At 57.5% G+C, this 20,591-nt stretch carries 20 protein-coding genes; 9 read left to right on the top strand and 11 right to left on the bottom strand.

Annotated elements, in window-relative coordinates; genetic code table 11:
* The first annotated feature begins 28 nt into the window (after window positions 1–28).
* Both GOW48_RS01190 and GOW48_RS01185 read left to right on the top strand, forming a co-directional pair.
* The gene (locus GOW48_RS01190; protein WP_170750722.1) at window positions 29–1,321 is read left to right on the top strand and encodes an O-acetylhomoserine aminocarboxypropyltransferase/cysteine synthase family protein; all 1,293 of its coding nucleotides are present in this window, start codon (window positions 29–31) and stop codon (window positions 1,319–1,321) included.
* Window positions 1,322–1,324: 3 nt separating this feature from the next.
* Entirely contained in the window at window positions 1,325–2,035 is a 711-nt protein-coding gene (locus tag GOW48_RS01185) for a GNAT family N-acetyltransferase (protein ID WP_170750720.1), read from the top strand.
* Window positions 2,036–2,038: 3 nt separating this feature from the next.
* Here the strand turns inward: GOW48_RS01185 and GOW48_RS01180 are convergent, their stop codons facing one another.
* Window positions 2,039–2,734, bottom strand: a complete 696-nt coding sequence (locus tag GOW48_RS01180) for an SIMPL domain-containing protein (RefSeq protein WP_170750718.1) — start codon at window positions 2,732–2,734, stop codon at window positions 2,039–2,041.
* A 165-nt stretch (window positions 2,735–2,899) separates the two neighbouring features.
* On the opposite strand from GOW48_RS01180, the gene GOW48_RS01175 reads away from it, so the two are divergent.
* Entirely contained in the window at window positions 2,900–4,798 is a 1,899-nt protein-coding gene (locus GOW48_RS01175) for a hypothetical protein (RefSeq protein WP_170750715.1), read from the top strand.
* Window positions 4,799–4,846: 48 nt separating this feature from the next.
* On the opposite strand, the gene hppD is transcribed toward GOW48_RS01175, so the two are convergent.
* Window positions 4,847–5,944 (bottom strand): 4-hydroxyphenylpyruvate dioxygenase, encoded by a 1,098-nt coding sequence (hppD, locus tag GOW48_RS01170; protein ID WP_170750713.1) that lies wholly within the window; start codon window positions 5,942–5,944, stop codon window positions 4,847–4,849.
* Between the two features lie 146 nt (window positions 5,945–6,090).
* Between hppD and GOW48_RS01165 the strand changes: the two genes are divergently transcribed.
* Window positions 6,091–6,546 carry an Lrp/AsnC family transcriptional regulator gene (locus tag GOW48_RS01165; protein ID WP_170352849.1) on the top strand — a complete coding sequence of 152 codons (456 nt, stop codon included), beginning with the start codon at window positions 6,091–6,093 and terminating at the stop codon, window positions 6,544–6,546.
* 15 nt (window positions 6,547–6,561) lie between these two features.
* Window positions 6,562–8,442 carry a monovalent cation:proton antiporter-2 (CPA2) family protein gene (locus tag GOW48_RS01160; protein WP_170352848.1) on the top strand — a complete coding sequence of 627 codons (1,881 nt, stop codon included), beginning with the start codon at window positions 6,562–6,564 and terminating at the stop codon, window positions 8,440–8,442.
* Between the two features lie 22 nt (window positions 8,443–8,464).
* On the opposite strand, the gene cobT is transcribed toward GOW48_RS01160, so the two are convergent.
* Window positions 8,465–9,478: a nicotinate-nucleotide--dimethylbenzimidazole phosphoribosyltransferase gene (gene cobT / locus GOW48_RS01155; protein WP_170750711.1), complete on the bottom strand. Its 1,014-nt coding sequence runs from the start codon at window positions 9,476–9,478 to the stop codon at window positions 8,465–8,467.
* A gap of 79 nt (window positions 9,479–9,557) precedes the next feature.
* Here cobT and cobS point away from each other — a divergent pair, with 79 nt between their 5' ends.
* Window positions 9,558–10,322 (top strand): adenosylcobinamide-GDP ribazoletransferase, encoded by a 765-nt coding sequence (gene cobS, locus GOW48_RS01150; protein WP_170750709.1) that lies wholly within the window; start codon window positions 9,558–9,560, stop codon window positions 10,320–10,322.
* Here the strand turns inward: cobS and GOW48_RS01145 are convergent.
* The 6 genes from GOW48_RS01145 to GOW48_RS01120 form a co-directional block, all read right to left on the bottom strand.
* On the bottom strand, window positions 10,319–11,089 hold the full coding sequence (locus GOW48_RS01145; RefSeq protein ID WP_170750707.1) for an ion channel: 771 nt from the start codon (window positions 11,087–11,089) through the stop codon (window positions 10,319–10,321). The genes cobS and GOW48_RS01145 overlap by 4 nt on opposite strands.
* A gap of 114 nt (window positions 11,090–11,203) precedes the next feature.
* Window positions 11,204–11,713 (bottom strand): CarD family transcriptional regulator, encoded by a 510-nt coding sequence (locus tag GOW48_RS01140; RefSeq protein ID WP_170750705.1) that lies wholly within the window; start codon window positions 11,711–11,713, stop codon window positions 11,204–11,206.
* Between the two features lie 283 nt (window positions 11,714–11,996).
* Window positions 11,997–12,335 (bottom strand): ferredoxin FdxA, encoded by a 339-nt coding sequence (fdxA, locus tag GOW48_RS01135; protein WP_170352843.1) that lies wholly within the window; start codon window positions 12,333–12,335, stop codon window positions 11,997–11,999.
* Between the two features lie 66 nt (window positions 12,336–12,401).
* Window positions 12,402–12,767 carry an RNA-binding S4 domain-containing protein gene (locus tag GOW48_RS01130; RefSeq protein ID WP_170750703.1) on the bottom strand — a complete coding sequence of 122 codons (366 nt, stop codon included), beginning with the start codon at window positions 12,765–12,767 and terminating at the stop codon, window positions 12,402–12,404.
* A 6-nt stretch (window positions 12,768–12,773) separates the two neighbouring features.
* Complete coding sequence (locus tag GOW48_RS01125; RefSeq protein WP_170750701.1) at window positions 12,774–15,584, bottom strand: helicase-related protein; 2,811 nt, start codon at window positions 15,582–15,584, stop codon at window positions 12,774–12,776.
* 16 nt (window positions 15,585–15,600) lie between these two features.
* Entirely contained in the window at window positions 15,601–16,209 is a 609-nt protein-coding gene (locus tag GOW48_RS01120) for a tetratricopeptide repeat protein (protein WP_170750699.1), read from the bottom strand.
* 31 nt (window positions 16,210–16,240) lie between these two features.
* Here GOW48_RS01120 and GOW48_RS01115 point away from each other — a divergent pair, with 31 nt between their 5' ends.
* From GOW48_RS01115 to GOW48_RS01105, 3 genes are all read left to right on the top strand, one after another.
* On the top strand, window positions 16,241–16,531 hold the full coding sequence (locus GOW48_RS01115; RefSeq protein WP_170750697.1) for an SCP2 sterol-binding domain-containing protein: 291 nt from the start codon (window positions 16,241–16,243) through the stop codon (window positions 16,529–16,531).
* Entirely contained in the window at window positions 16,531–17,496 is a 966-nt protein-coding gene (locus GOW48_RS01110) for an alpha/beta fold hydrolase (RefSeq protein ID WP_170750696.1), read from the top strand. The genes GOW48_RS01115 and GOW48_RS01110 overlap by 1 nt, the downstream gene beginning before the upstream one ends.
* A 67-nt stretch (window positions 17,497–17,563) precedes the next feature.
* Window positions 17,564–19,384 carry a M3 family oligoendopeptidase gene (locus GOW48_RS01105; protein WP_170750694.1) on the top strand — a complete coding sequence of 607 codons (1,821 nt, stop codon included), beginning with the start codon at window positions 17,564–17,566 and terminating at the stop codon, window positions 19,382–19,384.
* Here the strand turns inward: GOW48_RS01105 and GOW48_RS01100 are convergent, their stop codons facing one another.
* Window positions 19,385–20,272 (bottom strand): DMT family transporter, encoded by an 888-nt coding sequence (locus GOW48_RS01100; RefSeq protein WP_170756392.1) that lies wholly within the window; start codon window positions 20,270–20,272, stop codon window positions 19,385–19,387. It abuts the gene before it with no gap.
* Between the two features lie 3 nt (window positions 20,273–20,275).
* A complete protein-coding gene (locus GOW48_RS01095; protein WP_170352835.1) occupies window positions 20,276–20,545 on the bottom strand; it encodes a DksA/TraR family C4-type zinc finger protein in 270 nt (89 codons plus the stop codon).
* Window positions 20,546–20,591 lie beyond the last annotated feature (46 nt).

Genomic DNA, 20,591 nt, shown 5'->3' with positions numbered 1-20,591 from the left:
ACCAAAAAATCAACGGGAGATTTCCAGAATGTCTGACGGCCCAAGCTACGGTTTCGACACGCTTCAGATTCATGCGGGCGCACGTCCCGATCCGGCGACAGGTGCGCGCCAAACGCCAATCTACCAAACCACCGCTTACGTGTTCCGCGACGCCGATCACGCCGCTGCGCTGTTCAACCTGCAAGAAGTGGGCTTCATATACTCCCGCCTGACCAACCCGACCGTGGCCGTTCTGCAAGAACGCGTCGCCACGCTGGAAGGCGGCGTTGGGGCTGTGTGTTGTTCCTCGGGTCACGCCGCGCAGATCATGGCGCTGTTCCCGCTGATGGGACCGGGGTGTAACGTCATTGCCTCGACCCGCCTTTATGGCGGCACGGTCACTCAGTTCAGCCAGACCATCAAACGCTTTGGCTGGTCCGCCAAATTCGTCGACATGGACGATCCCGAGGCGGTAAAAGCCGCGATTGATGACAACACCCGTGCTGTGTTTTGTGAATCCATTTCGAACCCCGGCGGCTATGTGACCGATATTCGGGCGATGGCTGACATCGCCGACGAAGCCGGCGTACCGCTGATTGTCGACAACACTTCGGCAACACCTTACCTGTGCCGCCCCATCGAACAGGGCGCGACACTGGTGGTGCACTCGACCACCAAATACCTGACCGGGAACGGCACCGTCACCGGCGGCTGCATCGTGGATTCGGGCAAATTCGACTGGTCAGCGAATGACAAGTTCCCCTCGCTCAGCGAGCCCGAGCCAGCCTATCACGGGTTGAAATTCCACGAGACCTTTGGCCCGCTCGCCTTTACCTTCCACGGCATAGCAATCGGTCTGCGCGATCTGGGCATGACCATGAACCCGCAAGCCGCCCACTACACGCTGATGGGGATCGAGACCCTGTCGCTGCGGATGGAGCGTCATGTCGAGAACGCACAAAAGATCGCGGCCTGGCTCGAGGCGGACGACCGCGTCGATTATGTGACCTATGCGGGCCTGCCCTCGTCGCCCTATCACGACCGGGTCAAGGCACAATACACCAAGGGTGCCGGTGCCCTGTTCACCTTTGCTGTAAAGGGCGGCTATGACGCCTGCGTCAAACTTGTGAACGCACTAGAAATCTTCAGCCACGTCGCGAACCTTGGCGATGCGCGGTCGCTGATCATCCACTCGGCCTCGACCACGCACCGTCAGCTGACACCCGAACAGCAAGAGGCCGCAGGGGCCGGTCCGGGGGTTGTTCGCGTTTCGATCGGGATCGAAGACGTCAATGACCTGATCGCGGATCTGGACCAGGCTTTGGCAAAGGCGAATGCCTAAATCATGCCGCAGCACACGGTGAACGCACTTGGCCAACCCGTGGGCATGCCGGTCTCGGGTGAGTTTCCTCGCCCGACGCCGGCTCGCACGGGCATGCAGGGTCGGTTCTGTTCAGTGGTGCCTTTGGACGCGAAACAGCATACGTCAGGTCTGTACCGGGCGTTTGCCGAAGACAAGGACGGTCGAAACTGGACCTATCTGCCCGAAGAACCAATAACATCTGAAGTGGCTTTCGCAGATTGGATGGTTTGGGCTGAGAACAGCGCAGACCCGTTGTTTCACACGGTGCTTGACGGCGATGGAGCTCCGGTTGGGCATGCCACATATCTGCGCATTCAGCCCGACGCAGGGGTCATCGAGGTGGGATACATTCATTTCTCACCCTTGTTGCAGCGCACCCCTCTGGCCACCGAGGCCATGTATCTGATGATGCGCCGCGTCTTTGATGAGCTTGGCTATCGGCGCTATGAGTGGAAATGCGACGCCCTGAATGCCCCCTCACGTAGTGCGGCCGAGCGGTTGGGCTTTACCTTCGAAGGTGTTTTTCGCCAGGCAACCCACTACAAGGGGCGCAACCGGGACACCGCGTGGTATTCAATTCTGGATAGTGAATGGCCACGCATCCAGAGTGCGTTCGAAACATGGCTATCGCCAGAAAACTTCGACCAATCGGGCCAGCAGCGTCACACACTGCAGGCCCGAGCGGCTGAGTAGTATTTATTCGGATATCGCAAATTCCATCGTGACATTGACCGAGACTGAAATCTCACCGCCTGCCACCGGAACCCCCGCCGAATCCGCAACTTTGAATTCGCGCATCTGCGCGGCAGGGCGGATACCTCCGACATGCTCGTTGATTTGTTGCACAGGTCCCAAAGTCAGCGAGGCAGCCTGCGCCAATTGCTCTGCCTTGGCAGTTGCTTCTGCCACAGCTTTGGCGCGGGCTTGCGCCTCAAGCGGTTTAGGGTCCTGAACACCAAAGCTTAGCCCCCCGAAATCATTTGCGCCATCTTGGATGACGGCATCCATTACGGCACCCAGTTGTGTTAGGTCACGAACCCGTACGAATACTCGGTTTGAAGCCGAAAAGCCCGAAATCTCGGGTCGGTCGCCATTGGGGTTATTTCGGCCCGACCAAACCGGCGAGAGCGACAGATCCCTTGTCTGGACATCCCGTGCTTCAATGCCCATCTGCTCCAGACGCGCCAATATTGCCGACACCGCGTCGGACGTCGCCTGCATCGCGTCCGCGGCCTCGGCATCCTCATGTGTCACTCCTAGTGTTATGGTCGCCATATCGGGCACCGCCAGAGCGGTCCCAAGGGCATCGACAGTAATGCGACGTTCTTCCGCATGGGCCATCCCTGCCGCCGTTGCAGCCATCAAAGCCGCTAAAAAAGCGTATTTCTTCAAGGTCTTCCCTCCGATCTCTTTGTCATAAACATGGGGTGGCAACGGTCTGCCGAACAAGGGGGAAACCCGGCTTTTTCTTTCCCTCGGCAAGATCCTGCTTTAATGTCAGTCTGCGGACAGAATGACTGTCTGCTTAGACGATGACAATTATGGTTCTTCCGGATTATGAAACCCGCTTTTGCGCTGTCTTTTTCTACTGCCGGAATTTCTTTGCACCACTTTTCGGATGGTGACTGGTTCTGCGTTGGTGATGTTTCGCTGGATGCCCCGGATTTTTCGGATCAGGTCAAAACACTGCGCGACAAAGGATTCGCGCTGGAAAATGACCTGAATTGCAAGCTGGTCCTGCCGGCCGATCAGGTTCGGTTCCTTAGCCTTGGAACCGGCGATGAAGATGCCGAAGGACAGAGCCTATTGGTTCAGACCGCGTTAACGGATGCGACGCCCTATACGCTTGAAGACCTGAGATTCGACACCGCAACCGACGGCGCGCTGATACATGTGGCAGCGATCGCCCGGCAGACGCTGGATGAGGCATTGGCATTCGCCAACGACTACGGCTTTGTTCCGACCCAAGTCACGACCAACACCGACGGACAGGACTACCCATCCGAGCCTGAATTCCTGGCACCAAGAAACCCGGCCCCCTCAGAAGAGACTCCCGTTTCGGCGCTTCCGGTGCACGCGATCGCGGCCGAAGAAAAGCCAATGGAATTCCGCGCAGCGGCGGCCGCAGAGCACCATGAGGTGTCACTTTCAAACCGTCTTGAAGGATACGGTATACCTATCGGCGCCGCGGCTGCTCTGGGTATCGCCGCCGTTTTGATGTGGGCCTTCTTTGGGTCGGGTGATGATGATGCCACTCTACCGGAAACGGCACTTGTCGAAGAAGCAACGCAGGAGACACCACCCAAAACCGCCGTGTCTGAGGCAGAAACCCCGGAATCGTCCCCAATCACAGCCGAACCCGAACCAGCTGAAAAGCCAACGGAATTGACCGTTGTCGAACCGGCACCAGAAACCTCAGTTGAAGACACCGATCCCAAAGCGCCCAAGGTTTCTCCGACCGATGCCGCCATTCTTGAGGCTTTGAAGATTGCACCCACCGAAGTCGAGCCGATTGAAACAACCCCCGAACCAGAGCAGCTGCATGCTGGCGCGCAAATAGGCTCGGTTGAGCCTCTGTCTGGTCCTGCGTCGGAATCGCCTGATGCCCAATTTATAGCGTCAACCGATCGATCAGACCTGTCGCGCGATGCCGTGGCTCCGCCATTGGTGGCCAGCTTTGCGATGGGAGACGTATACTCCCAACCGAGCGAACCCAGCGCCTCAGGGACGCGGTTTGATCTGGACGAACGCGGACTTGTGAGCGCAACAGCAGAAGGCACGCTGAATCCGGACGGTGTTCTAGTTTTCCTTGGCCGACCGTCAAAAGTCCCGCCAGAAGTACCAGTCCGTTTCGAACAGGAACCAATTGAAGAAGACCCAACGACCAGACTGGCAGAGCTGCGGCCCAACCCTCGTCCATCCGATCTGATAGAACGGTTCGAACGGCAGCAACTTGGCGGTCGAACTCTTGCCGAATTGGCGGTTCTTCGGCCCAAGCTACGTCCGGCGTCGTTGCAACAAAGCCCACAGGTAGACGAAACACCAACCGCGCTGGCGGTTGTTCGCGTCCCACGCCCGAAACCGCGCCCTGCCGGTGTTAACCGACCTGCAAGCACCACCGCAGTCAGTCTTGGGTCGACCGCCGCGATAGAGCGCAGCACCAACGAACCTGACACTTTCCAACCGCGGGCGGTGGCCCCGAAAATTCCGTCATCGGCGTCGGTTGCGCGGCAGGCAACCATCGACAACGCAATCAACCTGCGAAAACTGAATCTCATAGGCGTGTATGGCACCCCAGCAAACCGTCGAGCGTTGGTGCGGTTGCCCAGCGGGCGCTACAAAAAGCTGAAGGTTGGGGATCGTCTTGATGGCGGCAACGTTGTCGCGATCAGTGACAGCGAATTGCGATATCAAAAACGCGGTCAGAACGTTACGCTGAAAATGCCCAGAAGTTAAAGGCGGCACAGGTGATGCGCCGCCCAATTTACGCATTTGATAACCAGCTCAAGCCGCTGATATTTCACCACTTTCGATCTGCTCGCGCTCGATGGATTCGAACAGCGCCTGAAAGTTGCCCTCGCCAAATCCATCGTCACCTTTGCGCTGGATGAACTCGAAGAATATCGGCCCAATCACTGTTTTTGAGAAAATCTGAAGCAAGATCCGCGTTTCGCCACCGTCCAGAACGCCTTCGCCGTCGATCAGAATGCCGTGTTTCATCATCCGATCCAGTGGCTCTTCGTGGTCGACCACGCGGTCTTTGGACATATGGTAATACGCTTCGTTTGGGCCGGGCATGAATTTCAAACCCTTTTCGGCAATCGCATCCGTCGACGCATAGATATCCTCGCTGCCGACGGCGATATGCTGGATGCCTTCACCCTTGTACTTTTTCAGATAAGAGACGATCTGCCCGGTCTCGCCGCGATCTTCGTTGATCGGGATGCGAATACGGCCACAGGGCGATGTCAGCGCGCGGCTGTAAAGCCCTGTGAACTTACCCTGAATATCGAAAAAGCGGATCTCACGGAAGTTGAACAAATCGCCGTAAAACTTGAACCACTTGTCCATATTTCCCTTGTAGACGTTGTGGGTGAGGTGATCGAGGTAATAAAACCCGTCACCCCGCGGCTTGGACTGTTCGGTCCACTTGAACTCTTGGTTGTAGGGAGACGTCTCATAATATTGGTCGATGAAATAGATCAAAGACCCGCCGATCCCTTTGATCGCAGGTACGTCCATCGTTTTGTCCGCAGCATCATAGGGCTCGGCGCCCTTGCTGACCGCGTGTTCATAGGCTTTTTGCGCATCCACGACGCGCCACCCCATCGCCGGTGCACAAGGGCCATGTTCTGTAACAAACTTAGCTGCAAAACTGTCCGCATCCGCATTGAGGATGTAAGTCACATCGCCTTGCTGCCAAAGCTCGACCGATGGCTTCGTCTTATGGTGACCGACCAACTCAAATCCCATCTTGGTGAAAAGATCACGCAGCTCTTGCGGGTTGGGATGGGCAAATTCGACAAATTCGAAACCGTCGGTTCCGGCGGGGTTTTCGTTGCTGATGGCAGATTTCGGGGCGTTATGCGGGAAGGGTCCCATGGCGCGTCTCCGTGAAAACAGGAATTTCTTTGCTGATTCCAAAATACGCCTTATTCGGCGCTGTTTCTGCGCATTGTTTTCGAGTAAACTAGGTGGAAACGCGCGATGTCCGCACCAAAACAGATTTTTACGAAAGAAGTCCGCATATGCTGGATTCCACCGATACGCGACTCTTATCAGCACTTCAGACAAATGCGCATCTGACGGCGCATCAGCTGGGTGAGATGCTGAACCTGTCGCCCAGTCAAGCCGGCCGCCGTCGTCAAAGGCTGGAGGCTGAAGGATACATCACCGGCTACGCCGCGCGCCTGGACCCGCTGAAGCTGGGGCTGCAGGTACAAGGCTTTGTTCAGGTCCATCTCGGCACTCACGGTCCGGAACAATCCGAAAGCTTTGCCCGCATGGTCGACACCCGGCCCGAAATCACCAGCGCTTGGACGATGACAGGTGAGGCAGATTACCTGCTTCATGTCTATTGCGACGATCTATCCGCCCTCAATCGCTTGCTTCATCAGGTGATACTGCCGCATCCTGCGGTAGCACGTGTGCAAAGCCAGATCGTTATGGACCAACTCAAGCGCGACGCGCCCCTGCCTACCTGACCCAAAGAGGATAATATGGACGATTTCCTTTACCAGGCTTCGATCTATCTGGCTGCCGCCGTGATCGCTGTGCCGCTGTCGGCGCGCCTGGGGCTTGGTTCGGTCTTGGGATACCTAGCTGCAGGGATCGTCATAGGGCCCATGTTTGGACTGGTCGGCGCCGAAACCGAAAGCCTGCAGCATGTGGCCGAGTTCGGCGTGGTCATGATGCTGTTCCTGATTGGGCTGGAACTGGAACCCCGCGCTTTGTGGGACATGCGCGAGCGCTTGCTGGGATTGGGTGGCCTTCAGGTTTTGCTGTCTACCGGAGTGATCGCGGGCGTTGCCATCTACGCCAATCATCCGTGGTCCGTGGCACTGGCAGTCGGTTTGACCTTGTCTTTGTCCTCAACAGCGATCGTTTTGCAAACCTTGTCCGAAAAAGGCTTGATGCAAACGAACGGAGGGCGCGCGACTTTCTCGGTGCTTTTGACGCAAGACATTGCAGTGATCCCGATCCTTGCGCTGCTACCGTTGCTGGCCCTGCCGGCGATTCCGCAAATTCAGAATGACGGTTCCATAAACAGGGCCGCAACGGACCTTCACGACAAGGCGCATCACAGCTTGTCACTGGTCGAAGGCCTGCCGGGCTGGGCCGTCACATTGGTCACTATCGGTGCCATTGCCTTTGTTATTCTGGCTGGTGTCTACCTGACCCGCCCCCTATTCCGCTTTATCCACGCCACGCGCCTACGCGAGATGTATACGGCATTGGCATTGATGATCGTTGTCGGGATTTCCTTTTTGATGACGTTGGTTGGCCTTTCCCCGGCCCTCGGTGCGTTTCTGGCGGGGGTAGTGCTGGCCAGCTCGGAATTCCGGCATGAGATGGAAAGCGATCTGGAACCCTTTAAGGGTTTGTTTCTGGGCCTGTTCTTCATCACCGTCGGGGCCGGAATTGACGTCGCCTATTTCTTCAATGATCCGTTCGATCTGATCGGGCTGGCCCTTTTAGTCATCCTCGTCAAAGGGATCATTCTGTTTCTGGTCGGCCGCGCGTTTAAATTACGTGGTCGCGATCATTGGCTGTTCACGCTGGGGCTGGCGCAAGCGGGCGAGTTCGGGTTTGTTCTACTTGCCTTTTCGACCCAGCAGAACGTCATCCCTCCTGATTTGTCACAAAAGCTGCTGATGATCATCGCTTTGACCATGTTGATCACGCCGCTTCTGTTCATCATCTATGACCTGTTGTCGCGCCGGATGAGCGACGGCGCTCCGACACCCGAACCCGATGAGATAGATGAAAAAGGTCCTGTGATCATTGCCGGGATTGGCCGTTTCGGTCAGATCGTCAACCGGCTGGTTCAGGCCAGTGGAACCAAGACGGTCGTTCTGGACCACGACATTGAGACGGTCCAACTGATGCGTCGGTTCGGCGTCAAAGGGTTTCTGGGCGACCCCACCCGTCCTGAACTGCTGCGCGCCGCTGGCCTAGAAAAAGCTGCTGTTTTGGTGGCTGCAATGGACGATCCCAAACAGGTTACTCGTCTGGTGGGGTTCGCACGTCGTCAGCGACCCGATTTGCACATTATCGCCCGCGCCCGAGACAGAACCCATGTCTATGAACTGTATCAGGCTGGCGCCAATGATATCGTGCGCGAAATGTTTGACGGATCACTGCGTGCTGGTCGGTATGTTCTGGAAAACATCGGCCTGAGCGAATACGAGGCCGCGCAGGCCGAACAGACTTTCTATCATCACGACAGGATGTCGGTACGCGAGTTGGCCGAGCTTTGGATTCCCGGAATGCCGACAGCCGAGAACAAGAAATACATCGAACGGGCCCGCCAGTTCGAAAAGGATCTCGAAACCGAGCTGTTGGAACTGGCGGAAAAACACGCCAAAAAGTCAGCCTGACCCAAAGGGTCAGGCCATAAGATCAACCGTCTGATACGCCCGCCTCGGCAAAAGTTGCCATGCCGGAATGACAGGCCACTGCGCTTTTGAGGATATTGATCGCCAGAGCACCACCCGATCCTTCGCCCAGTCGCAGACCAAGGTTCAGCAGCGGCCGTTTGCCCAGCTTTGCCAAAACCGCGCCATGGGCGCCTTCGGCACTTTGATGTCCAGCGACGGAATGATCCAACGCGCCATCGGCGATATCCGCCAAGCACGCAGCGGCGGAGGAGCAGATGAAACCATCCAAGATGACCGGGATGCGCAGTACCCGCGCTGCCGCGATCGCTCCAGCCATGGCGGCGATCTCGCGTCCGCCGAGACGGCGCAAAATTTCGATCCCATCACCCGTGCCGCCATGCAGCGCAACGCCCTCGGCCACAACACGGGTTTTATTCGCAAGACCAGCGTCGTCTACACCGGTGCCCCTGCCCGTCCAGTCCGCAGCGTCACCGCCAAACAAGGCGCAGGCAATTGCGGCAGCCGGGGTGGTGTTGCCAATTCCCATCTCGCCAACCACCAACAGATCGGCGGTTGCGTCTACCGCGTCCCACCCTGTGCGAAGCGCGGCCAACACCTCGGCCTCAGACATCGCAGGACCCGCGGTGAAATCCGCTGTTGGACGGTCCAACTCAAGCGCATGTACATCCATGGTCGCTCCAGCCGACTTGGCAAGCTGGTTGATGGCCGCTCCGCCATGCTCAAAGTTCATCACCATCTGAACGGTGACTTCCGGTGGAAATGCAGACACACCCTGCGCCGTTACGCCATGGTTTCCGGCGAAAACAATCACCTGCGGTGCCGAAATCTGTGGCCGCGCATCCCCGCGCCAACCCGCATACCAGATGGCCAGATCCTCAAGCCGCCCCAATGCGCCGGGTGGCTTGGTCAGTTGCCCATTTCGGTCTGCGGCTCCGTTCACAGCGTCCTGATCAGGGCCCGGCGCACGAAGAAGGGCATCTCGAAAGGAATTTAGGTCTTTAAGTTCAGGCAGCATCCAAAGCCTCGTTGCATCAGAGTGGTCCTGTGTGTTTAACCGAAGCTATCCATCCAACAAGACCCTGAAAGGCGTGGAAATGGCAAAAAACGACACGGTGCCCATTTCCTTGTGGGATATTCCGCTGGCTTTTGTCCTGTTGACGCGTTTGCCCGTCCCCAAACTGCCTTCGCAGGTATTTGCGCGACAGGCCAACGCTGCATGGGCCTTTCCTTTCGTCGGAACCATTCTTGGCGCTTTGGCCTGCTGTGTAGGTTGGGCTGCGATGTCGATCGGGCTGAACGCCACGGCCAGCGCCATTTTGGTGGTAACCGCACTAATTCTGTCCACTGGCGCCATGCACGAGGATGGCCTGGCAGATACAGTTGACGGGTTTTGGGGCGGCTTCACCCCCGAACGTCGGCTGGAGATTATGAAGGACAGCCACATTGGCACGTATGGCGTTTTGGCGTTGATCCTATCGCTGTTCTTACGCGTCACCTTGATCGAGACGCTGCTCGCGGCCCAGTATTTCTCGGCAATTTTGGCCGCAAGTGTCTGGTCGCGCGCGATGATGCCTCCTGTTATGGCCAGCTTACCGAATGCACGAGGATCGGGGCTGAGCCAATCGGTTGGCGCCCCAAAGATATCTATTGTCGCAGGCGGCGTCGGATTGGCGTTTGGCATTTGCGCAGTTCTGATCGGGATTTCCGCGTTAGCAGCCGTTCTGTTGAGCGCTCTGGCAGTTTTGGCTCTGGCAATGGTCGCAAGGTCCAAGATCGGCGGTCAGACAGGCGACGTACTGGGCGCGACTCAGCAAATCTCTGAAATCGCTATGCTGCTGACATTGGTTACTTTGCTTTAGGACGAGCCACCTGTCTCAATCCGCAGCACCTCGCCGCAGTGTTTGCAATGAACTGCATCGGGGTCGTGACGGAAAAGTCCGCAACTCGGACATTTGTAGCGCACCTTCTGCGGCATGAAAATTGCCTGCGCGAGACGCACAAATAGCGCAACACCGACCACCATAATGAAAACTGAAAAGAGTTTACCACCCGGAGTGGCCAATGTGATGTCCCCGAAGCCAGTGGTGGTCAGCGTTGCCATCGTAAAATACAGCGCGTCGATATAGGCTGTCTGGCTGTTCTCAGGGATGAAGAATACCAAAACAGCTGTCGAGGTCACGAACACAAAAACCAAAAGGTTGATCGCCGCGATCACCGCATCTTCATGTGTGCGGAAAAACGAGCTGTCACGGCGCAGGTCTCGCAGCAAGTGATACGAATGAATCAAGCGCAAAGCCCTGAGAATACGCAAAAACGCCAGATTACCAGTGATCAGGGGGTCAAGCATCAAAGACAGAATGACTACCACATCCGCCAGTGTGTAAACCTTGAAGAAAAGCTGCCAGGGTTTCTTTGCGATCCACAGACGGGCAGAAAAATCCAACAGGATCAAAAAGCCCACGATCATGCTGGCGGCTGAAATTCCGGGACCATGAGGAATATGCGCCGTGGCAATAAAGAAAACGATAGTTCCGGCGTCGAACAGGATCAGACAATATCGGAACCAGACCGACACCGGATCGTGGCCGATATATAGATACCTGAGAGTTTTCTTTATCCTTGCCATCTATCCGCCTCTACCAAAACGGAAATTAGCGGATTTTCCTCAGTTCACCAAGCCCGTCAAACGGAAAAGGCCGCCTGTGATACAGGCGGCCCATCGAAATTTGTAGTAGGTCGATTAGGCGGCGCGCGATGTCAGGACTTCGTCCACTTGTTGGGCCGCAGACACCTCGCCTGCCCCTGAAACGGCGGCAACTTCACGGGTCAGACGCTCAAGCGCAGCCTCGTACAGCTGACGTTCGGAATAGCTTTGTTCGCGCTGATCATCGGTGCGGTGCAGATCGCGGACAACTTCGGCGATCGAGATCAGGTCGCCTGAGTTGATTTTCTGTTCATATTCCTGCGCCCGACGCGACCACATTGCGCGCTTGACCTTGGCCTTACCCTTCAAGGTTTTCATCGCTTGGCTAATGACGTCCGGTGAACTCAGCGACCGAAGGCCAGATTCTGTTGCCTTGTTGGTCGGAACGCGCAAGGTCATCTTGTCTTTTTCAAAAGAAATCACGAACAGCTCGAGCGAATATCCCGCGACTTCCTGCTCCTCGATCGAGATGATCTGTCCCACGCCATGGGCTGGGTAGACAACATAATCGTTCGGGCGGAACTCAAGCTTTTTCGACTTAGACATACAGGTTCATCCTTGGTTAAATGAGCTGGACAACAGACAACAATACGCCCCAACCCGCGCCACTCTGGCCCGGTCAGGCGGTTTGTTTGTCTAAAAATCAAAACTCCAAAGCGTACATACTTACGGAGTCATCCCCAGCTCAGTCATCATTCAGCTACCAAGTATATCACAAAAATGCGACACACGAAAGCAGCGTGGATAGACAAAGCATTAAATTTAACTAAAAACAAAATGTTAAGAGGATTTCTTGCTCTTAAACTAAAGAGTTTAGGCGGCGAATCGCTTAACCGCCTTCACCCGGTGCTTCCGAGAAATACTTCTCCATTTTACCCTCTTCACCGTCGCGTTCTTCGGCTTCGGGCAGCGGGTCTTTTTTGGTAATGATAACCGGCCACATTTCCGAGTATTTCCGGTTGAACTCGACCCATTGGTCCATGCCCGGCTCGGTGTCGGGGCGGATGGCGTCGGCGGGGCATTCGGGTTCGCAAACGCCACAGTCAATGCATTCGTCCGGATGAATGACCAGCGTGTTTTCACCTTCATAGAAACAATCCACCGGGCACACTTCGACACAGTCGGTGTATTTGCAGCCAATGCAGTTTTCAGTGACAACGTAGGTCATGTTCGGATTCCCGTTTGCGCTTTGGACGTCTAGCTAAATCAGTATGGCGTCAGCTTCAAGATAGGATCAGCTATCGAGATTGCGAGAAAGATCAAGCGCGCGCCGATCTTTCTTGGTTGGACGACCTTTTCCTTCAAAGCTTGGATTTCGCGGCGGCTTGTCCTGCTTTTCGGTCAAATCCGTATATAGCGTTTGTGCCTCGGGGGCCGGGCCGCGGCGGTCACCCAGTTTTTCCACCCGCACAACACGCACAATGCGGCCCTGCGGAAAGGTCAGAACGGCTCCGGGGCTGATGGCTGTCGCCGGTTTCAGCACCCGGTTGCCGTTCAAGCGCACAAGGCCGCCGCTGACCTGTTTGGCCGACAGGCTGCGGGTCTTGAAGAACCGCGCCTGCCACAGCCATTTGTCGATCCGCAGCTTGGCCTCGGACATGCGCGTTTAGTTGCCGTCCTTCAGACCCATCAACGCAGCGGCGAAGGGGTTGTCGGGATCAATGGCTTTCTCTTTCTTGGGCGGACGGGCCGAGAAGGATTTCGCGCCTTGCGGCTTGCCACCCTTTTTGCCCTGCGGGCGGCGGTTGTCCAGAGGTTTGCCACGCGGCTTGCCCTTGCCCTGCCCCTGTTCGCGGCGCGGACCGCGGTTTTGCTGGCGCTGGCGGCCCCATGTGAAGGTGTAGAACACCTCAACCTCGGGCTCATCAGTTGCGGGTCCTGCGACCGGAGCCTTGGCTGCCGCCTCGGTGCTTTCGGTGGCCTCGGCTGGCGCCTCGGCGGGTGCGGCGGCCTCATCCGTCGCACCTGCGTCGGCCGAGGTTTCCTCAATCACAGGTTGCTCGGACGCTTCTGCCGCAGGTTGTTCAGCAGGAGCGGCTTTGACCTTTTGACGCTCGCCACGCTCGGCCTTGTAACCCAAGCCTTGCATCAGGTCGGCGAATTGCTCGAGCGTCATACCGGTGATCGAGAGCATGTCGGGCTTGGCTTCGAACCCACCACGGCTGTCCTCAGACCGCAGCATGTCGGCCAGACGTTCCAGCATATCGATACGGATCGAACGCTCACCGGCATCGCGGTAACCGCACATTGTGTCATAGCCCCGCGGCGCGTCCTTGGCGACGGGCACGGTGACCAGGCCCGGAGGTGGCGCTTCGGGAAATTCCTGCAAGCCACCCGCAAGCGCCCACAAAACAAGACGAAGGCGCGTCGGCGCAGGTTTCAACAGCAGCGGCATGAAGATGGTGAACTGGCCAAACCGGATACCGTGCTTGCGCAGCGCGCCGCGGGCGTCCTGATCCAGATCCTTCACGTCTTGCGCGACCTGCGCGCGAGGCAGAATGCCCAATGCCTCGACCATGCGGAAGGCGAAGCCCTTGGCCAGACCGCTCAGCTCCTCGTCCCGTGACAAGTTCAGCAGCGGTTCAAACAGCGCGGCCACCTTGCGGTCGATGAAGTGCTGCAAGCGGCGCTGCACTTTTTGTTCGACGTCGGGGCCTGCGGCTTCATCCACGAAGACCTCGACCATGGGCTTGAGCGGTTCTGCCCCGGCAACCAGCTTGCCGACGGCATATTCGCCCCACATAAGGCCACCTTGTTCGGTGAAATCAATTTCGGTATCGGGCGCGTTGTAAAAGCGATCGGCGCGCAGATGGAATTGCGGCGCGAGGGCCTGCAAGGACGCCGATTTCAAAGCTTTCGCCTCGGTCCCCTGCGCAGCCTTGTCCGGGCTAAACCGGAACCCTTCCAAACGACCGACGAATTCGCCTTCGACGGTCACTTCACCCTTGTCATTTACTTCGGCCAAAAGGGCCTCCTTCTGTTTGAGCCGCCGCAGCAAAACGGATGTGCGCCGGTCCACAAATCGTTGGGTCAGACGGTCATGTAATGCATCTGACAGCCTGTCTTCTACAGTGCGCGTTTCCTCACGCCAATGGGATTCGTCACGCACCCATCCGTTTCGTTGCGCAACATATGTCCAGGTGCGAATATATGCTAGCCGTTTGGAGAGCGCATCAATATCTCCGTCCGTCCGATCAATCCGGCGGATTTGCCGCGCCATAAAGTCATCGGGGATCGACTGGCGTTCGTGCAGATGCCCGTAGATCACCTCGAGCAGGCTGGCATGTTCCGAATGGCTGATGCCGCGAAAATCGGGGATTCGGCACACATCCCACAGCAAGCGCACGGATTGAGGATCGCTGGCGCGGGCCATGACCTCAGTCACTTGTGACAGCGATTTCAGCACGTTCAGATCGTCGGCGGGCCGTGCTTTGAGCAGGTTTTCGTTGTCGGGACTGACTTCTAGCGAGTCGATCAGCGCCTCGATGGATCCGAACCGCAAGGCAGCATTCCGCCAGTTCAGCTTTTTCATCGGCGTGAAGCGGCTGTCCATGATCGCTTGTGCTGTGCCTTCGTCCAACGGCGGGGCCTCGCCCGTGACGCCAAACGTGCCATCCGACATCCCACGCCCGGCCCGGCCCGCGATCTGGGCCAGTTCGTTTGGGGCCAAGGGCCGCATCCGCCGACCGTCAAACTTGGTCAGCGAAGAAAACGCCACGTGATTCACGTCCAGATTCAAGCCCATACCGATGGCGTCGGTGGCGACCAGATAATCCACCTCGCCATTCTGATAGAGATCCACCTGCGCATTCCGCGTGCGCGGGCTGAGTGCCCCCATGACCACGGCCGCCCCGCCCTTTTGACGACGCAGCAGTTCGGCGATGGCATAGACGTTATCAACCGAGAACCCGACGATGGCGCTGCGTGGAGGCATCCGGCTGATCTTTTTCGACCCGGCATAGACCAGTTGAGACATCCGTTCGCGCCGCACAAACTGTGCCTCGGGCACCAGCGCTGATATGGGACCACGCATGGTGTCCGAGCCTAGGAACAGCGTCTCGCTTGTACCGCGAGACCGCAGCAGACGGTCGGTGAAAACATGGCCGCGCTCGGGGTCGGTACAGAGCTGGATTTCGTCGATTGCCACGAAATCGGCACCCATGCCTTCGGGCATCGCCTCGACCGTGCAGACCCAGTATTGGGTGCGCGGCGGCACGATCCGTTCTTCGCCCGTAACAAGCGCCACGACGGACGGCCCGCGAATGGCGACGATCTTGTCATAAACCTCGCGCGCCAGCAGACGCAGCGGCAGGCCGATAACACCTGTCCGGTGGCCCAGCATCCGCTCGATCGCGTAATGAGTTTTGCCTGTATTGGTTGGGCCCAGTACGGCCACGATTCGGGATGACCCGCTCACTCTTGCCCCCTGCCCCTTAGAGGGACGAGCCCTCGACCTGAGGCTTCAGTCGGTTCACCGCATTGGTTACTTCTTCATGATGGGGATGTATAGCCAATGCACGCTCGTAGACAGCCAGCGCTTTGTCCGGTTGGCCAACAATCTCAAAGATCAGGCCAAGACCGTAGATCGCTTCGTAATGGTTCGGGTTAAGTGTCAGCGCATATTCCAGATCAGCGGCGGCCAAGCCAAACCGTTCAACCCCGAAAAATGCCGACGCGCGTACGTGCCACCCTTCTGCAAAGTCAGGCGCATGATCGGTCAGCGCCGTCAGATGTTCGATAGCCGCCTTTGTATCACCGTCATCCAGCGCCTCACGTCCCCGTTCCAGCAAAAGATCAGCCGAGGCTGAACCCGACAGCGACCACAGAGACTTGAGTTGACGATCAATGCCAATCGCTTGATCGGGTGTTGATTGCGCCAGTTGCTGCAATAGCTCGGCTTCATCCCGTGAATCTGCCTGCTGTGCAAGACAAGGGATGGAAAACGTGACTAGCAGCGCGGTTGCCGCGACGATACCTTTGAGATTGGTGCTTGCAATGCTCATAACAACGGTCAGTGTAGCGTAGCGCAGGAGGATGTCCATTCCCTGTGCTCAAATCAAAGTGAGGAGAACCATGAGCGACACTCTGGAAAAAGCCGCAGCGGCGCTGAACGAAAAACTGGCCGACAGCGGCTTTGGCGCATCCGCCAAGTTCGCCATTGAAGGTGTGGGTTCGATTGTTCTGGACGGCAGCGGCGCGCGTGTCAGCGACGAAGAAGCTGACGTCACCATGAACGCGGATGTCGACACGTTCGAACAAATCCTGAGCGGTGAGCTGAACCCGACCGGTGCTTTCATGTCCGGCAAGCTGACCGTCGATGGTGACATGGGTGTCGCCATGCAACTGGCATCGGCGCTGGCCTGATGGAAATGTCGTCGGCCCCTTTGTTCGAAGACGTGGCCGGCGCACCCGCCGGTGGACAGGCCCATTGGCTGACGACCTCTGACGGGGTTCGCATCCGAGTGGCTCACTGGCTGCCACAGGGTGATGCGGTCGGGACAGTGTTCATGTTTCCTGGCCGTACAGAATATATTGAGAAGTACGGCAATGCCGCGACTGAGTTTGTCGGGCGTGGATTTGCATTTCTGGCGATCGACTGGCGTGGTCAGGGGCTGGCCGATCGCCCTCTGGACGACCCGCGTGTCGGACATGTCGATACGATACCGGATTATCAGATGGATGCTCAGGCCGCTTTTGCGCTGGCCACAGAGCTGGACCTACCCAAACCGTGGCACGTCATCGGTCACTCGATGGGCGGTGCCATTGGCCTGCGGGCTGTACTTGAAACTGACAATTTTGCCACCTGCGCGTTTACCGGGCCCATGTGGGGAATATTCTTCACCCCATTGATGAAACCGCTGAGCAGGTTGACCGCCTATTGGGGCCCTCGGTTCGGGCTGGGTGAGAAAACCCCGCCCACGACATCTTTGGAAAGCTACGTCCTGTCGCAACCGTTTGAAGGCAACGTGCTAACGCGTGATCCAGCGATGTATCAGATGATGCAGGATCAGCTCAACGTCCATCCCGAGTTGGTGCTAGGCGCACCCTCAACAATCTGGCTGCGCGAGGCGCTGGACGAATGCGCTTGGTTGATGGAGCAAACTGCCCCCACCATTCCGTGCCTGACTTTCCTTGGAACCCATGAACAGATCGTCGACCGCAAGGCGATCCGCGCCCGTATGGCCAACTGGCCCAGCGGCACGCTGGTGGAAATCCCCGACGGCGAACACGAGGTTTTGATGGAAGCGCCTGAGGTCCGCGGCCCCGTTTTCGACCAGTTGGCGGCGCATTTCATGGCTGCCGAACGTGAACCTGCCCTGTCTGACTAACACCCCGCTTGTGATCCCTGCCCGGCACGCCTAGATGTTGGCGAAAGCTGTTATTTCGAGGTGATCCATGCGCGACCTTCCCTTTCCCTTCCGTGACGCAAACGCAGTCGGCGGGTCCGACAATCTTGGCAACCTACCGGAATGGGACCTGACGGACCTGTACAGCTCGGAAGAGGCGCCGGAACTGCCGCGCGATCTGGACTGGCTGGAAGGCGAATGTGCGTCCTTTGCCGCAGACTACGAGGGCAAGCTGGCCGATCTGGATGCCGATGGCCTTCTGCAATGCGTCCTGCGTAACGAAAAGATCAACGCCATTGCCGGGCGGATCATGTCCTTCGCCGGTCTGCGGTACTACCAGCTGACCACCGATGCGGACCGCGCCAAGTTCCTGTCGGATATGCAGGAAAAGATTACCATCTTCACAACGCCGCTGGTGTTCTTCACGCTTGAGATCAATCGTATCGACGATGATGCGCTGAAAGCCCGGTTCGACGCCAATGCGGATCTGGGACGGTATGAACCCGTATTCCGCCGCATCCGCGCGATGAAGCCCTATCAACTTTCTGATGAGTTGGAGAAGTTCCTGCACGATCTGGGTGTTGTCGGCGATGCATGGGAACGTCTGTTTGACGAAACCATCGCCGGCCTGACCTTTGACATCGAAGGCGAAGAGCTGAACATCGAAGGCACCCTGAACCTGCTGACCGAGCAGGACCGGAGCAAACGCGAAACCGCTGCTCGGGAATTGGCGCGGGTGTTTCAGGACAACGTCAAAACCTTTGCCCGTGTTCACAACACACAGGCCAAAGAGAAAGAAATCGTAGACCGCTGGCGCAATATGCCAACCGCTCAAACCGGTCGCCACCTGTCAAACGACGTGGAACCCGAAGTGGTTGAGGCTCTGCGCGAAGCCGTCGTCGCCGCCTATCCTAAACTGAGTCACCGCTACTACGAGCTCAAGCGCAAATGGCTGGGGCTGGACGTGATGCAGGTCTGGGACCGCAACGCGCCCTTGCCGATGGAAGACACACGCATCGTCGGTTGGGACGAGGCCGAAAAGACCGTAATGGATGCCTATAACGCGTTTGACCCGCGCATGGGCGATATCGCCGCCCCCTTCTTCAGCAAAGGCTGGATTGATGCCGCGGTGAAGCCGGGCAAGGCACCGGGTGCATTTGCCCACCCGACCGTCACCGACGTGCACCCCTACGTGATGCTCAACTATCTGGGCAAACCGCGCGACGTGATGACCCTGGCGCACGAGCTGGGTCATGGTGTCCACCAAGTACTGGCCGCCGGTCAGGGCGAGATGCTGTCCTCTACCCCGCTGACACTGGCCGAAACGGCCTCGGTCTTTGGTGAGATGTTGACCTTCCGCAAGATGCTGGATCAGGCCGAAACCCCCGAACAGCGCAAAGTGCTATTGGCGGGCAAGGTCGAGGACATGATCAACACGGTCGTCCGCCAGATTGCGTTCTATGATTTCGAATGCAAACTCCACGCCGCCCGCCGCGAAGGTGAGTTAACGCCCGACGACATCAACTCCCTGTGGATGAGCGTTCAGGCCGAAAGCCTTGGCCCCGCGTTCGAATTCATGGACGGGTACGAGACCTTCTGGGCCTATATCCCACACTTCGTCCACTCGCCCTTCTACGTCTACGCCTACGCGTTCGGCGATGGCTTGGTGAACGCCCTCTATTCCGTCTACGCAAGCGGGTCCGATGGGTTCGAGGACAAGTATTTCGACATGCTGCGCGCCGGTGGTTCGATGCACCACAAGGAACTGCTGGCCCCGTTCGGGTTGGACGCGAGCGATCCCAAGTTCTGGGATAAGGGCCTGTCGATGATCTCGGGCTTTATCGACGAATTGGAAGCGATGGAGGGCTGATCATTTCTGGTTTTTGGTGGTCAGAAACACGGCCAGCACGATCAGCACACCCCCAAGGGCCGCAATCGGCGTGATTGCGGCCCCCAGAAACAGTGCCGAATTGATAAAGGTGAACACGACCGAGGCCGCAAACATCAAGGTTGCGGTCAAGGTCGAAACCCGCGCAGCAGCCTCGTACCACAGGTAATAGGCGCAGGCGGTCGGCAGCACGCCCAGCAGGATCAGGAACACGACGTCATTCACCGTTGGAACCTGCATCGAAAACGCGGCAAGCGGCAGCAGAAGAACCCCAGAACACAAGAAGATGCCGAACAAGAAGTTCAGCCGCTCGCCGGTCGATTTCGAATTGCGCATCGCTCGACTGCTTGAGATCAGGAAGACCGCCCAGCTTAGCCCGGCACCGATTTCAAGAAGATCCCCGAATAAGGGCTCTCCACCTCCTTGAAAGTCCCGGAAAACGGTCAGAAAAACGCCCAGAATTGCCAAAACTGTGGCCAGAACATCGGTTCGCGTGACCGGTGTATCCGCAAAGAAATAAAGGAAAACCAGCACGAAAAAGGGCGCTGTGTTCTCCAAAACCATCGCATTGGCCGCGCCGGTATGTTCAAGCCCGATGTGGAACAGGATATAGTTCACAACGGTCGACAATACGGCCAGACGGAAATTCCAGTCACTCAACCGGATCGAGACGGAAACCCGCATCAGACGCAACATGCAACAGATCGCCAACGCCGCGATGAACAGGCGCGAGACCGCGATTTGCAACCCGCCCAGATCGCTGGTCAGATAGCGCACGATGACGCTATGCGTACCCCACAAGAACGCAGCCAGGAACCCAAGAACCAATCCATTCTGCAACAGGGGCTGTTTTGGCATGGGCTCAGGCATGGACTATTTCAACTGACTGTCCTTGGACCCGCGCCGATTGATCCCGGACCGCGCTTTAAACGCACCGTCCCTATCCTGCTGGCAATCCAGACAGAGTTTCACCCCCGGCAAGGCAAGTCTGCGTTTCTCGGGGATCGGCTCTTCGCATTCTGCGCAATGGGTCAGGCTTTCGCCCTGAGGGCGCTTTTGCGCCTGCATCCGGGCCAGTTCGTCGGATATCGACGCCTCGATCTGTTCACTCACCGCGCCGTCACGCGCCCAGCCGCCAGCCATTGGTCGCCTCCTGTTTGGGTGGCGACCAGATTAAGTCACGGGGCCC

Origin of the sequence: Ruegeria lacuscaerulensis, assembly GCF_013033355.1 — a bacterium.
Taxonomy (GTDB): Bacteria; Pseudomonadota; Alphaproteobacteria; order Rhodobacterales; family Rhodobacteraceae; genus Ruegeria; species Ruegeria lacuscaerulensis_A.
The sequence above is the reverse complement of the archived record's forward strand: the minus strand, read 5'-3'. Positions and strand labels throughout refer to the sequence as shown.

Coding starts and splice junctions, on each gene's coding strand:
- GOW48_RS01190 (WP_170750722.1), top strand. CDS start 29: ATGTCTGACGGCCCAAGCTACGGTTTCGACACGCTTCAGATTCATGCG.
- GOW48_RS01185 (WP_170750720.1), top strand. CDS start 1,325: ATGCCGCAGCACACGGTGAACGCACTTGGCCAACCCGTGGGCATGCCG.
- GOW48_RS01175 (WP_170750715.1), top strand. CDS start 2,900: ATGAAACCCGCTTTTGCGCTGTCTTTTTCTACTGCCGGAATTTCTTTG.
- hppD (WP_170750713.1), bottom strand. CDS start 5,944: ATGGGACCCTTCCCGCATAACGCCCCGAAATCTGCCATCAGCAACGAA.
- GOW48_RS01165 (WP_170352849.1), top strand. CDS start 6,091: ATGCTGGATTCCACCGATACGCGACTCTTATCAGCACTTCAGACAAAT.
- GOW48_RS01160 (WP_170352848.1), top strand. CDS start 6,562: ATGGACGATTTCCTTTACCAGGCTTCGATCTATCTGGCTGCCGCCGTG.
- cobT (WP_170750711.1), bottom strand. CDS start 9,478: ATGCTGCCTGAACTTAAAGACCTAAATTCCTTTCGAGATGCCCTTCTT.
- cobS (WP_170750709.1), top strand. CDS start 9,558: ATGGCAAAAAACGACACGGTGCCCATTTCCTTGTGGGATATTCCGCTG.
- GOW48_RS01145 (WP_170750707.1), bottom strand. CDS start 11,089: ATGGCAAGGATAAAGAAAACTCTCAGGTATCTATATATCGGCCACGAT.
- GOW48_RS01140 (WP_170750705.1), bottom strand. CDS start 11,713: ATGTCTAAGTCGAAAAAGCTTGAGTTCCGCCCGAACGATTATGTTGTC.
- fdxA (WP_170352843.1), bottom strand. CDS start 12,335: ATGACCTACGTTGTCACTGAAAACTGCATTGGCTGCAAATACACCGAC.
- GOW48_RS01130 (WP_170750703.1), bottom strand. CDS start 12,767: ATGTCCGAGGCCAAGCTGCGGATCGACAAATGGCTGTGGCAGGCGCGG.
- GOW48_RS01120 (WP_170750699.1), bottom strand. CDS start 16,209: ATGGACATCCTCCTGCGCTACGCTACACTGACCGTTGTTATGAGCATT.
- GOW48_RS01115 (WP_170750697.1), top strand. CDS start 16,241: ATGAGCGACACTCTGGAAAAAGCCGCAGCGGCGCTGAACGAAAAACTG.
- GOW48_RS01110 (WP_170750696.1), top strand. CDS start 16,531: ATGGAAATGTCGTCGGCCCCTTTGTTCGAAGACGTGGCCGGCGCACCC.
- GOW48_RS01105 (WP_170750694.1), top strand. CDS start 17,564: ATGCGCGACCTTCCCTTTCCCTTCCGTGACGCAAACGCAGTCGGCGGG.
- GOW48_RS01100 (WP_170756392.1), bottom strand. CDS start 20,272: ATGCCTGAGCCCATGCCAAAACAGCCCCTGTTGCAGAATGGATTGGTT.
- GOW48_RS01095 (WP_170352835.1), bottom strand. CDS start 20,545: ATGGCTGGCGGCTGGGCGCGTGACGGCGCGGTGAGTGAACAGATCGAG.